A 13053-nucleotide genomic window follows, 5' to 3' on the forward strand; every position below is an offset into this window, starting at 1 on the left:
ATTTTTATGCTAAAAATGTCTAATTATAATTATTCGATTACATATGAAAAATCCCTTTAAACAGAAACGAATTCATCGTCATACGTTATAAAGGGATTGCTAGAATCTATATTTACTGCTGTATTAAATTTTTCTCTACACAAAAATGATACAGTTCTTCAACATCTTTCACTATGTAGGTCGCACTAACTTCAGTCAGTTCTTTTTCACAGCCATAGCCATATAAAACACCAATTGAAGCAATTCCATTCTGATTTGCACCTATTATATCGTGCTTTCTATCACCAATCATTATCATTTCTTCTTTATTTAGTTCTTCATTTTTTTGTAAAATATGAGCAATTATTTCTTCTTTTTTTATTCTCGTACCATCTAAATTACTTCCAATGATGTCTTCGAAATAATTCGTTAATTGAAAATGCTCTATAACTTGTTTCGCAAATACAGTGGGCTTTGAAGTTGCTACAAATATGCGATTCCCTGAACTTTTTAATTGTTGCAAGAGCTTCAGAATCCCCTCGTATACATTATTTTCAAACAATCCACGCTGCTTTAAATACTCACGGAAGTAAAAAACTGCACGTTCAACCTCTCCTTCACTCATATTATATCTCTCTACGAATGATTGCTGAATAGGAGGACCTATAAATGAATCTAACTCACTTATATGTACTTCTTCAATTCCTACTTTTTTTAACGCATACAAAACCGAATTTACAATTCCTTCTTTCGGATCCGTTAAAGTTCCATCTAAATCAAATAGAAATGTTTTATACATGTTTCATTCCTCCACTTAATTTGCTGTATAAATAACTGCTAACATCTCTTCCACTTCTCCCTATTATACTATCATTATCTATTTTTTCGAAAAATCAATTTCCATATGTCACATACTTTCAGTTACAAAATACGATAGATATGATAAAGTAAAAAAGTTACAATTATTTTAATAGAAACTGGTGAAACAAATGTCAATTACGTTAATTTTTATAATGGCTTTCACAATTGTAATCCACGCAGTTGAAACAAGCTCTTATAGTATTCGATTAGCGGGGGTTCGTTTAAAGAAGATTGCTGTCGCATTATCCGTCGTAGGAATCGTATTACTCATTTCAAGAACGTCAAACTTACTACAAGCCTTTTTACTTGGCGGGATTGTGGACGAAGCAAAACTAGATCCTTCTATTGATTTAGAGCATATTATACGTCTTGTACTATTATCTGCTTCTATCGGTACATTGCTTGCGATTATACTGTATCCAACTTTGACAAAACTATTTGGATATGTCATTCAAAACTTTGAAACAGACGGTTCTTTCATTCGAATGATGAAAACGAATAACATTCAAAAATTAAAGTACACAAAAAAATATGTCCGCTTTCCAAAGTTAGAAATGATTCATAGACTGCGTATCGGCGGTATTCCAAAGCGTATAATGCTTATTAACATGTTCGCTACTGCAATTTATACAGCGGGAGTTCTTTCCGCACTATATGCTTCTTTTTTAATTCCAGCTTTCGCAACAAAAGCCACTACAGCTTCTGGTCTTATTAATGGTTTTGCTACTATTTTATTAACAGTGCTACTAGATCCACGTATTGCTCTTTTAACAGAGCGAGCTCTTCAATCAGAAGAAGGTGCTGAAGCAATGAGTAAAATGTATGCTTGGCTAATGATTTCTAGACTTTTTGGTACATTACTTGCTCAACTGTTATTCATACCAGGTGCTTACTGGATTACATGGATTATAAAGCTTATGAATTAAATTTACTCTCTAAAAAAAAGCAGGTGAGATAACAAATGACTATACAAACAGAACAAGATATCATTCGCTTAATAGAAAACGACGAATGGATGATGAATGTATTACAAATGGCAAAATCACTAGAGCTACCTGATTGGTGGATTTGTGCCGGATTTGTTCGTTCTAAAATTTGGGATACTTTACATGACTATGAAGCTAAAACGGCTATGCCTGATGTTGATGTAATTTATTATGATAGTCTACATCAAGATGAGATATACGAACAATCATTAGAAACGAAATTAATGAATATTGATGCTACTATCCCTTGGTCTGTAAAAAATCAAGCTCGTATGCATGTAGTGAATAATATGCCACCATATTCTTCTTCTGTTAATGCTATATCTAAATTCCCTGAAACAGCAACGGCTTTAGGAGTTACACTTGATGAACTAAACAACGTTATCTTAACAGCCCCATGTGGTATTGAAGATGTCCTTTCCTTACAAGTGAAACCAACAGCTCATTTTCTTAAATCGAAAGAACGATTACATATGTACAAAAACAGAGTTATAAAAAAGAATTGGCAAAGTAAGTGGCCTAGCATCACAATCACATATCCAGAAATTTAGAAAGGGTGCCTCTCATTTATAGAAGCACCCTTTTCTTCATTTCAAAAAATGTATGACTGTTTCTGCAAATCTATCTGCTTCCTCATAATGAGGTGAATGACCGCTCTCTTCAAATACGATATACTTGCCGTTTCGGGCATCTTTATTAAATGTTTTAATTTGTTCTTCACACGTTACTACATCATGTTTTCCTACTATTAATAACATTAGATTTTGTACATCTTTTATTTTTGATAATAATGATGTATGACATGCTCCCTCTAATTTTAATCTATCAAAGTGAATTTTGGAGCGATTTGAAAATATTTCCCACTCTTCATCACTGTATAAACTCTCATCTGTCCTATCTTCCTTATTATTGTAAATCTCCATTCTTTTTTCTTCTAATTCAGCGCTTAATCTTATATAAGCTTCTGACAACTCTTCTGAACTAGCATCGCTAGATGAATAAGCAAAGCATTCTTTTGCTATTTCTTCTTTTCCATACTTTTTTAATAAATGCCCTGTTTTTTGTAACAAAGCCCTACTTGTTAATGCAAAATTAAAAGTTGGTCCTTCAAATATTATTTTCTCTATTGAACTTGGATATATCGACGCATAAAGCAATGCTACATATCCACCGAAAGAGTGTCCAATTATAGACCACTTCTCAATTTGTAATACTTTTTTTAATTCCTCACAGTCTTCAATCAAATCATTTAATCCAAAAGCTTCGTCTTCAGTAATTTCTTCTGAGCGACAAACACCTCTTTGATCTATCATAATTACATATAGAGAATCTTTTAAACGTTCCGCTTGATGAAATGAAAAATCATAACAACTTTCTCCTGGTCCACCATGCAAGTATAAGACTGGCTTATTTTTAGGATTTCCATGTGTTTCAACGTATAGCTTTTTCCCTCTAATATTCATGTATTTCCCTGCTTCTATCAAATTTTCCTTTATGATCACCACCCCTTTTTTTACTGAATATTATAACATTTAATATTAAATAATTCCTATCACATTTAAGAAGACGATAATTATTGCAAGTGGTGCTACAAATCGAAGTAAAAATGCCCAACAAGTAAATACTTTCTTTCCATAATTTCCACCTACAAAAAACTCTGCTTCTAGTACCTTCTTCTCCATTTTGAATGAAACGAAAATACTAATAAATAGTGCTCCAAGTGGCATTAATATATTACTAGATAAGAAGTCTACTGCATCAAAAATATTCTTTCCGAAAATCGTAATATCACTCCATACTCCAAATGATAACGCTGATGGTATACCTACTAAGAAAATGCCGAAACCGATCAGCCATGATAATTTCGTTCTCTTTTCTTGTTCACCATTTGCTAATGCTGAAACAACAGTTTCTAGTAGAGAAAATGCTGATGTTAATGTCGCAAATGTAAATAGTGCAAGAAATACTGTTAAGAAAAATCCACCGAATGGGATTTGACTAAATACAGATGGTAATACGATAAATAGTAATCCAGGTCCTTCTGTTGGCTCCATTCCTAATGAAAATACGGCTGGAAAAATAGCAAGACCTGCAAATAATGAAACAAATAAATTTAATCCAACAATTGTTATTGCTGATTTTGGTAAACTTTCTTTTTTATTTAAATAGGAACTATACGTAACCATAATTGAAATCCCGATACTAATTGCAAAGAATGATTGCCCCATTGCGAACAAAATACTTTCCGAAGTAATCTTTGAGAAATCTGGTTGTAAGAAAAACTTCACACCTTTCATTGCATCATCAAGTGTTAACGAACGAATAATAAGAGCGACAAATAAAACGAACAATGCTGGCAACATATATTTACTTGCTTTTTCAATTCCGTTTTGTACACCCTTTGATACAACCCATATCGTAATGAACATAAAAGCGAAATGTCCCATAATAGCCCAAGCAGGATTCCCAATTGTTTCAGTAAATAATGTGCCGTAATTTTGTCCTGGCGTAATCAGTTGTCCAGTTATTCCTCTGAATAAATAAATTAATACCCATCCACCTACAACACTATAAAATGAAAGTAGTATAAAACACGTTCCAACACCAAGGCGTCCAATCCAATGCCATCCTGTATTTGGTGCGATGCTTTTAAATGCTCCAACTGCTTGTTTCTGCGTACTGCGTCCAATCATAAATTCAGCTATAAGTAGCGGTAGTCCAATTAAAACAGTAAATAATATAAATATTAAAAAGAACGCTCCTCCCCCACTCTTCCCAGCGATATAAGGGAACTTCCATATCGCACCAAGTCCAATTGCTGATCCGGCTGCCGCCATTATAAAACCTAATTTCGAAGTCCATTGCTCCGTCTGTTTCATCTCATTTTCCTCCTAACTAAATCTTTTTATATAAATAAATAAATTTTATAAACCTATTCAAATAAACCCTCCATTTCTTCTTCCATATAATAAAAAAATGGCCTAGCATCTCTATATAAAGAGACGCTAAGCCATTTACTTAACGCGGTACCACCCTTATTGATTCCATTATGAATCCACCTTAGTAGTAATCGTTTGATTACAAACCTAATATCGAAGGTTAACCGTTAAGATTTACTAAGAATGTAATTCCGTTCCACCTTACTGCTCCTAGGCGAGTTCAGGATGTCATTTGACTATGTCACACCAACCCATAGCTCTCTGTACAAATACATGACCTTACTACTCCTATTCAACACATTGTAATATTTAGAATATATTTTCTTTTGAAATTAATATGAAGTATATCGGTTATATTTGTAACTGTCAAGGAATATGTTAATTTTTTTCGAAAAGAATGTTCTGTTGTAATTTTGTACAATAGGGCGATGTTATTAATCATCTAAATCATCATACTCCATATCGTCTTCACCTTGGTCATCATCTTCATCTTCATTTTTAATAAATTCAAATTCCTTTTCCGCTATAATATTCCCGTTTTTCTTCTTAATATATATTTCTTCCTCATCTTCGTTTGTTTCTACCTCTATTTCATATACACCCTTATCATCCATACGTTCTACATCAATTTCCTCTACAACTCCATTTACCTTTTCAACTGCAATTTGCTTAGCTATTTCTGGACTAAACTCTTTACTTTCGTAACTTTTTTCTTCTCTCTCTTCATATCGTATTTCTTCATGTTCCATTGCATTTACACCATATGCTGTCCCTCCAGCAATGAAAAGCACCATCACGATTCCAATCCATAATTTCATTCCATGTTCCCCCTCTTCATTTCTTTCTTACTTACATACTAAAATGTTAAAATGAAAAAAAACTGTGAGAAACATTAAAATTTGATGAGAATCCGTTTATTTTTGTGATTATCCTTCGTCATCATCATCTTGATTATCATTGCCTTCTTCTTGATCATCGTCATCTTGTTGTTGAGATGGCTCCTTTTGCTGAATAGCGTTATTTACTGCTGTAGTTGATAAAATTTCTCCTGTTATTGTATGTACTCTTACATCAACAGTTTCAGTTTGTTTTTTTATAATAATTTGGTAAGTAGCCGTACCATTTATATCAATTATACTTACCTTCTCAATAAATCCACCTTGTATTTTTTGTAACGCAACTTCTGTCGCCTGTTCTTCTGTTATAACTTTTGGTATTTGTGAACTACCAATTAAAGCGCCTGTAGTTTCTTCAATTTCTACGATTACATTTTCACTTGCACTTTTCTCTATTTCTATTACATATATATTTTTTTCATTTTTTTGCTCAAGCCTAATTCCCTTTACATTCCCTGGCACTTGCTGCACTGCAATTTCTTTTGCCTGCTCTTCTGTAATTTTTGTCATCGGTTTTTCTGACAATTGAATTTTACCAGTTGTTTTTTCAATCTCAACTACCTTACTTTTCTTATCATTTGTTTCTACCGTAATTACGAACACTTCTATCTCATTTCTCTTTTCTAATATAGTATGTTTAATTACACCTTGTACTTCCTGTAGCGCCATTTCTTCTGCTTTCTCTTTCGTTATTGTATTACTTTTTAATGCTATTTCTTTTGCACGTTTTACCTCTCCATTTTTGGCATCTACTATTATTTCATATAAACCTTGTTCATTTGAAAGGTTTACCCTATAAAAATCTTGTTCCCCTTTATTTACTAATTTCATACTTTTAATTTTCCCAGGATACTGTTCAGATACAATACTTTGAATTTGCTTCTCAGATAATATTCTTTCTCCTTGCTTTGAAACAATACGTTGTGATACAAACGCTACACTTACAACCGCAAAGCAAACGAACAATGCAATTTTCCATTTCTTTTTCATTTATAAAGCTCCTATCCCTTTATAAAAAATGAGGTAAATTTACTGTAACTTTCGTCCATTTTCCTTCTTCACTTTCAAGTTGTATATCTCCTTCATGAGCATCAATAATTTGTTTGGCAATCGATAAACCTAAACCAGTACCCCCTGTTTCCCTGCTCCTCGCTTTATCAACTCGAAAGAAACGATCAAACACTTTCTGTATATCTTCCTTAGGAATTCCCATACCGTAATCTTGAATAGAAAAAAAGACTTTTTCTTTTTGTATTCCTACTATCATATCGATTGAATCTTTACTGTATTTCATTGCATTATCTAATAAAACTACTAATACTTGTTTTATTTTTTGTTCGTCAATATTTACAATAATCTTTTCTTCCTCTGTAATAACACGAAAATCTCGATTATATGTTTTTTCTAGTTGTTCCGCAGTCATCTTACATAATCGAACTAAATCTGATTCTTTCGTTTCCAACTTCCACTCTGCACTACTGTTGGCAAGCAGTAACATTTGATTTGTCATGCCTTTCATTCTTACTGCTTCAGAGTATATCGCCTCTACAGATTCTTCTAAAACATCTTGTTTTTTCATTCCCCATCTTTTTAATAATTTCGCATAACTTTCAATAACTGTTAACGGTGTTCTTAATTCATGCGAAGCATCTGAAACGAACTGTTGTTGCTTTTCAAAGTTCTGATGTAATAAATCAATCATTTTATTAAATGTCGTTCCCATTATGTGCAATTCATCTTTTGATTTATTCTCAAGCGGTATTTTTTTGAATATCCCTCTATCTTGTATATGCTCCATTGTTTGTATTAAAGAATTTACAGGTTTTAAAATGAGTTTACTTAACATTCTTCCCGCAAAAAAAGATGGAATTAAAACGAAAAGTGATGCAATAACTAATACATTTTTTAACATATTTAAATTCTCTTGCAAACTATCTAAACGTTCTGTCATTTCTAACGAAACGATTTTCCCATCATTCCAAATGATTGGCATTTTTATATAAGCAAATTCACCCTCGTTCTTCTCATAAATTCCAGCGGATTCTTTTCTTTCAAATTTCGTATTTAATGCCGGAATTGGTTTTGTACTATCTACTTCTTGCCTAATCATTACCTTTGAATTTTCATTAATAATTCTAATCATACCGTTTGAAGGTAAGTATGGTTGCAATAGACTTATTGCATCTACTTCTTTTGCTGAATCTGCGTTCATTCCATCAATGATATGTATTGCCTCACGTTTCAATCGTTCTAACTCTCCGTTCGTAGTCACTTTATAAAACAAAAAATATATTGAACTATTAATAATTAATAAAATAAGTAGTAACCATACTGTAGAGAATAAATATATTTTATTTTTAATTTTCATACATTACCCCTTTAAGACATACCCAACACCTCTAACAGTGTGAATAAGTGGTACGTCCACATTACAATCTACTTTTTTACGCAAATATCTAATATATACATCAACAACATTTGTATCGCCATAATAATCAAATCCCCAAACATTCGTTACAATTTGCTCACGGTTTAACACTTGATTTTCATGCTTCATTAAAAAGAGTAATAAATCAAATTCACGTGGTGTCAAGTCGACTAGATTATCCCCTCTTTTCACTTCTCTCGTTTTCTCATCTAAATATAAATCTGCAATTTGATAACTACTATTTTCCTCTTCTTTTACTACATTTGAAATTCTTAAACAAGCACGAATTCTCGCTAATAATTCTTCTATTTGAAAAGGCTTTGTGATATAGTCACTTGCTCCTTGATCTAAACCACTAACCTTGTCAACAACTGAGTCACGAGCAGTTAATAAAATAATAGGTATTACAGCATTTTTCAAACGTATTCTTCGAAGAACTTCTAACCCACTTATATTTGGAAGCATTACATCAAGTAATATTAAATCCCAGTTACCATTGCTGAACTTTTCCATTGCCTCTGTACCTGTTTTTGCATTTTCACTTTCATATCCTTCAAATTCTAATTCTAACTGCACGACACGAGCAATTTTTTCTTCATCCTCAACGATTAAAATCCTTTCTCCCATAAAAGCCTCCTATAATATATATTTGCACCATTTTAGTATAACAAGTAATACTTTCCTTCAAAAGAAAAAATACCCAATATATTTTATCCTTAATGAAAAAAATCAGGAATGAAATATATTCCTGATTTTTAAAGAGACAATCCAACCCATTGCCAATATGCATAGTAAAATATAACCATTACAAATATATAAATAACGCTTAAATAACTACTTAATTTTAATAAATCTTGTGGTTGAAAAGTTTCTCTATCACTTTCTTGAAATAATAGTAGTGCCTTAGAACTGACCGGAAAGGTTAAACAATAATTCATTCCAACAATACCTATAAATAAGACAGCTACTTCATTTAATTGTAGACTAGTTGCAAAGTATAGTAGTGGCGGAATAAAAATTACTGCTCTCGTAGTGTGAGATGTAATATATAAATGTGATGTTACGGAAAGAATAACAATTACTAGTAGCACAATGAAAATTGATTGATCATCAATAAATTTTGTTACAGAAAATAACTTCTGCATAATCCATTGCGCTGCACCACTTTCCATTAATGATTTTCCTAATGCAATTGCTGCTCCAACAAATAAAATTAAGTTCCAGGAGACACCTTTCAAACTTTCTTTCCACTTCATCACACCGACTTTTGGTAAAGTTAATAAAAAAACTCCGATTATAGTTACAGTAGCAATTTCCAAACCGTGTAACGACTCTGTTAACCAAAAAGTTACCATCGCTATTAAAATAGTTATTGTATATTTTTCATTTCTTGATAATTTAACCTGCACTTTTTTCGGCTGTAGTTTCGTCTTTACTTCTTCTTTATCTAAAAATAAAAATAATATTACGCGACAACATATAAAGCTCATTATGACTCCAAATGGTAATCCCCATATTAACCACTTTACGAACGTAATGTTTTTATTATTAAATTCCTTTAACATATCTAGCGCGATTAAATGTGAGCCTGCACCAATAATTGTAGAACTTGTTGAAACTAAAATAACAGTAGGCATTAAAATTGCTAATGCTTTCGTAATTCTTCTACTTCCAATTTCTTTAGATATAGCTTGAAAAACAGGTAATACAACCGCTGCGCGTCCCGATGTAGATGGAATAAAAAAGGCAAGTATTTGAATAATCATCGTTAAAATCCAGCATAAGCCTGATATATTACGAGCGCGATTTACAACAAAGTACGTCATTTTTTCAGCTAGACCGGTAATTTGAAGTGCTCTTCCTAAAATAAACGAACCGATCATAAGCCAAATCACATCCGAAGCTAGCGAATCAAATAAAAGATCTTGCTTTGCTGTTCCTGAAATAATTAGAAATAATACAGAACCGAGTGCAATATAGGCCGAATTTATCGTTGTTGTTGTCCATAATATAATTGCACAGCAAAATCCAAACAAACTCCATTTCGCTTCCATCGTTAATGATGATGGAAGCAAAAGAACTATTTCTGCCATTAATATAAGCGCTACGGGAATAACCCAAGATGGCTTAGTTTTCGGATTATCAGTACTATTCACATGTAATTCCACTACATTTTTTTCAATCATGATACGTACCCACTTTTATTCAGCCGAGAAGCGATTTGATAACCGACTAACACTGTACGCATCGTACTCTCTGTACAATCACGAAGCCATTTCTCTGCATTTGAAAATGCATTTTCCAAAGAAGATGGCATTGGTAGTATACTTGTATATGCATCAATTCCGTAATCATAATTAATACGTGCTCCTTTACCGACTGTCCCTACTAACGCTATTACTGGTAACCCATATTTTTTTGCACATTTAGCCACCTCAGCTGGAATTTTTCCACGTGGTGTTTGAAAATCTATACTTCCTTCCGCGGTAAATACAAGATCACACTTTAACAATAGTTTATTTAAATCCATATACTTCATAATAATATCGTATCTCGGATGAAGTGTTGCCCCAATTAAAGCTTGTAGTCCAGCACCAAGACCGCCAGATGCACCACTTCCTGGTGTATGATGTACATCTATACCTATATCTTTTTTTATAATAGAAGCATAGCGCTCCAATGCTTTTTCTAGTTCTATTACTTGTTCTTCGTTAGCACCCTTTTGCGGACCAAACACTCTAGCTACTCCATGCTCACCGCATAATTGATTAAACCAATTACAAGCAACATCGATTTGAACATGCCTTAATCTAGGATCTACTTGTAATGTATCTATTTTCGAAACTTGTAATAAAGATGTTCCTCCTTGAATTTGCAATTCCTTTCCATCTCTATTTAAAAACTTTACACCTAATGCTTGAGCCATACCAGCTCCTCCATCAGATGTACCTGAATCACCACACCCTATTAATATACGATCTACCCCTTTATTTAAAGCTAATTCTATTAACTGTCCAACACCATGAGTAGTCGTTTTTCTTGGATCACGTAAATCTCTCGGTACAAGGCGTAGCCCAGCCGCTGCAGCCATTTCAATAACAGCTGTACGCTCACCATTTCTCGTTTCAAAAACACCAAAATAAGATTGTATCTCATCTCCAACAGGTCCCATTACTTGTACTTTATACATTTTTCCACCAGTAATATTTATAATTGTCTCTGTAAAACCTTCCCCACCATCAACCATTGGTAAAGTCTCTACAGTAGCAAGTGGCATAACTTTTAAAATCCCTTCTTTCATTACATCAGCAGCTTCCTTCGCCCCTAAACTTTCTTTAAATCCTGATGGTACAACTAAAATACGCATGTATTATTTCTCCCTTCACCTTATATATCTTTCGTATCTACGGCTTATATTAAAGGTGAAAAAAGAGAGCACAATTAAGCTTACATTAAAATCTGGTGAGAAAGTGCTGAATTTTAGGAACTAAAAAACCGTTGTACTATAAAATAGCACAACGGATACATTCCTCCTCATTATTAAGGGATAAGTCTTGTACAGTCTCTTGGAAAAGCACTAGCCTCTCGTACATTTGTTAATTCTAATAGTTTATATACAATCCTTTCTAACCCAATTCCGAAACCTCCATGTGGTGGACAACCATATCGGAATGTATTTAAATAAGATTGAAATTTCTCTGGATGTAATCCTTTTTCTTTAAACGAAGCGAGTAACAATTCATAATTATGAATTCGCTGTGCCCCTGACGTTATTTCTAGCCCTTTATATAATAAGTCGAATGAATCAGTAATAGCTGGATTCTCTTTATTTTGCATCGTATACATCGGTCTCGCTTCTTTCGGATAATGTGTAATGAAAACAAATTCACTATTATATGTTTCCTTTACATATTTCCCTAGTAACTTTTCACCTTCTGTATCTAAATCCCCTACAGGAGATTCTTTACGATACTTACTTTTCAAAATTTCTTGTGCTTCTAACAATGTAATTTTAGGTATTTCAGTAATAACAGGTACTTCTATTTGTAATAGTTGTAGTTCTATTTCACATTTTTTCGCTACTTGTTGAAACATATATCGTAAAACATCCGTTTCTAGTTGCATCACTTCATAAAAATCATGAATAAAACCAAGTTCTACGTCTAACGATATATATTCATTCAAATGACGGGAAGAATTATGATGTTCCGCTCTATATACAGGTGCAATTTCAAAAACTCGTTCTAACCCACCTGCCACCATCATTTGCTTATAAAACTGTGGTGATTGTGCTAAATAAGCTTCTTTTTGGAAGTATGGAAGCTTAAAAACATTTGCTCCTCCTTCTGCCCCTTGCGAAACAATTTTCGGCGTAAAGATCCGTGTGAAATCGTTCTCTATAAGAAATTCACTAAAGCTCTGAACGAGTGTAGATTTCACTTTAAAAATCGCTGCGGTTCGCTCATGCCTTAATGATATTGCTCGCTCATTAAGTAGTTGATCTAAGCCAACTTGTAACTTCTTTTTATTTATTTCAAATGGAAGTGGCTCTGCACCGTTTATTACTTTCACTTCATGAGCAAGTACTTCAACACCCAATTCTGTTTTCGATGTCTCGACTATCTCACCGATTACATGGACAACACTTTCTACATCAACTTTATATCCGGCCAATTCATTTTCTAATACACATTGAATTACTCCTGTTCTGTCCCGTAATAATAAAAAACTAACATTTCCAAGGTGCCGAATTTTTTTTACCCATCCTTGAAGTAATACAACCTTTCCACTTTGCTTTGTACATTCTTTTGTGAGTGAACGCTTCATTATTGAATCCATTATTTTTCCCTCCAGTAATTTTATATTTATTTACGTTATTGTTGTCATCGTCATCATCCACGGTCACTCACCCCCTTTCAAAGAATACAAAAATCCGCCCCTATAAATAGGGACGGATTTTTTTC

The 13053-nt window shown here is 33.1% G+C and carries 12 protein-coding genes and 2 other annotated features (1 of these 14 cut by a window edge); of the genes, 2 read left to right on the plus strand and 10 right to left on the minus strand.

The annotated features are described in order from the left end of the window. Nucleotides 1–112 precede the first annotated feature (112 nt). On the minus strand, nucleotides 113–778 hold the full coding sequence (locus IQ781_RS04750) for an HAD family hydrolase (RefSeq protein WP_000278485.1): 666 nt from the start codon (nucleotides 776–778) through the stop codon (nucleotides 113–115). A gap of 190 nt (nucleotides 779–968) precedes the next feature. Between IQ781_RS04750 and IQ781_RS04755 the strand changes: the two genes are divergently transcribed. Next, complete coding sequence (locus IQ781_RS04755) at nucleotides 969–1766, plus strand: lipid II flippase Amj family protein (RefSeq protein ID WP_000028911.1); 798 nt, start codon at nucleotides 969–971, stop codon at nucleotides 1764–1766. A 35-nt stretch (nucleotides 1767–1801) separates the two neighbouring features. Continuing rightward, complete coding sequence (locus tag IQ781_RS04760) at nucleotides 1802–2377, plus strand: nucleotidyltransferase family protein (RefSeq protein WP_000155287.1); 576 nt, start codon at nucleotides 1802–1804, stop codon at nucleotides 2375–2377. A 36-nt stretch (nucleotides 2378–2413) separates the two neighbouring features. Here IQ781_RS04760 and IQ781_RS04765 read toward each other — a convergent pair whose 3' ends face one another. The 9 genes from IQ781_RS04765 to aspS all read right to left on the minus strand — a co-directional run bounded on the left by IQ781_RS04765 (nucleotide 2414) and on the right by aspS (nucleotide 12928). After that, the gene (locus IQ781_RS04765; protein WP_079004346.1) at nucleotides 2414–3289 is read right to left on the minus strand and encodes an alpha/beta fold hydrolase; all 876 of its coding nucleotides are present in this window, start codon (nucleotides 3287–3289) and stop codon (nucleotides 2414–2416) included. Between the two features lie 75 nt (nucleotides 3290–3364). Then, a complete protein-coding gene (locus IQ781_RS04770) occupies nucleotides 3365–4705 on the minus strand; it encodes a sodium-dependent transporter (protein WP_000814537.1) in 1341 nt (446 codons plus the stop codon). Between the two features lie 116 nt (nucleotides 4706–4821). Continuing rightward, nucleotides 4822–5070 (minus strand) — a binding site (T-box leader). Between the two features lie 129 nt (nucleotides 5071–5199). After that, entirely contained in the window at nucleotides 5200–5583 is a 384-nt protein-coding gene (locus tag IQ781_RS04775; protein ID WP_079004340.1) for a PepSY domain-containing protein, read from the minus strand. A 108-nt stretch (nucleotides 5584–5691) separates the two neighbouring features. After that, nucleotides 5692–6651, minus strand: coding sequence for a PepSY domain-containing protein (locus IQ781_RS04780; protein WP_079004339.1), 960 nt, complete (start codon nucleotides 6649–6651; stop codon nucleotides 5692–5694). A 19-nt stretch (nucleotides 6652–6670) separates the two neighbouring features. Next, nucleotides 6671–8029 (minus strand): sensor histidine kinase, encoded by a 1359-nt coding sequence (locus IQ781_RS04785; RefSeq protein WP_063220597.1) that lies wholly within the window; start codon nucleotides 8027–8029, stop codon nucleotides 6671–6673. Between the two features lie 3 nt (nucleotides 8030–8032). Next, on the minus strand, nucleotides 8033–8716 hold the full coding sequence (locus IQ781_RS04790) for a response regulator transcription factor (RefSeq protein ID WP_139846916.1): 684 nt from the start codon (nucleotides 8714–8716) through the stop codon (nucleotides 8033–8035). Nucleotides 8717–8844: 128 nt separating this feature from the next. Further along, nucleotides 8845–10275: an SLC13 family permease gene (locus IQ781_RS04795; RefSeq protein ID WP_000570753.1), complete on the minus strand. Its 1431-nt coding sequence runs from the start codon at nucleotides 10273–10275 to the stop codon at nucleotides 8845–8847. Then, the gene (locus IQ781_RS04800; protein ID WP_061457143.1) at nucleotides 10272–11456 is read right to left on the minus strand and encodes a glycerate kinase family protein; all 1185 of its coding nucleotides are present in this window, start codon (nucleotides 11454–11456) and stop codon (nucleotides 10272–10274) included. Before IQ781_RS04800 ends, IQ781_RS04795 begins: the two co-directional genes overlap by 4 nt. Nucleotides 11457–11629: 173 nt before the next feature. Next, a complete protein-coding gene (gene aspS, locus IQ781_RS04805) occupies nucleotides 11630–12928 on the minus strand; it encodes an aspartate--tRNA(Asn) ligase (RefSeq protein WP_139846915.1) in 1299 nt (432 codons plus the stop codon). Nucleotides 12929–13033: 105 nt separating this feature from the next. After that, nucleotides 13034–13053 (minus strand) — a binding site (T-box leader); it runs 194 nt beyond the window's last position.

The sequence above is a fragment of the Bacillus sp. N447-1 genome, from assembly GCF_022701035.1.
Lineage (GTDB): Bacteria > Bacillota > Bacilli > Bacillales > Bacillaceae_G > Bacillus_A > Bacillus_A cereus.